The 1,138-nt window shown below is 41.5% G+C and carries 2 protein-coding genes; both read right to left on the bottom strand.

The features are described 5' to 3' along the window. Positions 1-383, bottom strand: a 383-nt coding sequence (locus AOQ32_RS08315) for a hypothetical protein (protein WP_148666547.1), incomplete at its 3' end; no start/stop codon positions are given. 5 nt (positions 384-388) lie between these two features. Next, positions 389-1,084, bottom strand: a complete 696-nt coding sequence (locus tag AOQ32_RS08310) for a putative HNHc nuclease (protein WP_059394392.1) — start codon at positions 1,082-1,084, stop codon at positions 389-391. Positions 1,085-1,138: the final 54 nt, after the last annotated feature.

Below are 1,138 nucleotides of genomic sequence, written 5' to 3'. Positions count from 1 at the left end.
GAGCTTTTAACCAAAACTTTAAATCTTCCACCATACTGTTTCTTGCTTTTCCAGTAATACTTCTTCTCTTTCTCAACGAATTGTTCATGCGCCCATGCTCGAGACTCGTGTATTGCCAATAAAATAACGATTTCTTTAATTCGACTGAACGAATATTCATATTTATATTTTTCAGTAAGTTCGTAAAAAATAGGGCTTTCAGCAATACTTCTAATCGCTACAGTGAGTGTTGCCCCATCTCCCAACCAACCGTCAAACAAAGAAATAATTAACTGATATTCGTTTTCCGTAAATTTCTTTGCCACGTTTTGCTCCTTTTGTTGTGCGATAAATGCAGATACTTGTTTCCCTAATTCGCTATCAGGGTCTAATTTTCTAAACATCTTACCTATACCAATTTCTCTTTCTTAACAATGTGCAAGTGATAAATTTTGGCAATTCGTTCATCAACCGGCACGCCCTGCAAATGGTAGTGCTTCATGAACTTCTTAATACCCCACTCGGTTGTGTGCTGTTGATTGATGTGGTGGTCGTGACATAGCGCCATACCAGGCCAGCCAAGATGGTTCATATCCTTTCGGCTCATGGTGTAACCAATTGCCTTGCAATGTGCAAACTCAATACCCTTGCTAGTACCGCATATAACGCATTTTTTATTCAGCAGGCATGAATACTCGAAACGTCTTCCAAAGTCGCCCTCAAGCTCATTTATCGGCATTCTGGACAGTGCCACGTTGTGTGCCAGGCTAAAGTCCAATAACATGCTGATAAACTCGTTGGCATCCGTTCGATTCCCTAGTCGAGTTGACAGGCTCATATAGTCCAGGTCGTTATCCAGACAATACTGAGCTTTAAAATAGTTCTCAACCGCTTTGTTATCGCCTGCCCAGAATCCACCAATGTCAGATTTAGCAATGTCGGCCATAATTGCATAGGCAAACTTACGTTGCTGTGCAGTGATTGACCGTTCATCACGAAACACCAGTCCAACCGAGTCCGTGTAGAACTGTGTATCCACGTCATCATTTAATTCAATTGTGACCACGTTGTCACGTTTGCTGAGCAATTTACCTGCAATTTCCATTCAGGCACCTCACTCATCGTAATAAGCGAACCGCCACAATTTTTGATAAGTTGT

The sequence above is a fragment of the Fructobacillus tropaeoli genome, assembly GCF_001047135.2.
GTDB lineage: Bacteria > Bacillota > Bacilli > Lactobacillales > Lactobacillaceae > Fructobacillus > Fructobacillus tropaeoli.
Note: the sequence above shows the minus strand (reverse complement) of the source record. Positions and strands in the feature narration are given on the sequence as shown.

Bases quoted from the DNA above. Each gene is read 5' to 3' on its own strand.
- AOQ32_RS08310 (WP_059394392.1), bottom strand. From the start codon at position 1,084: ATGGAAATTGCAGGTAAATTGCTCAGCAAACGTGACAACGTGGTCACA.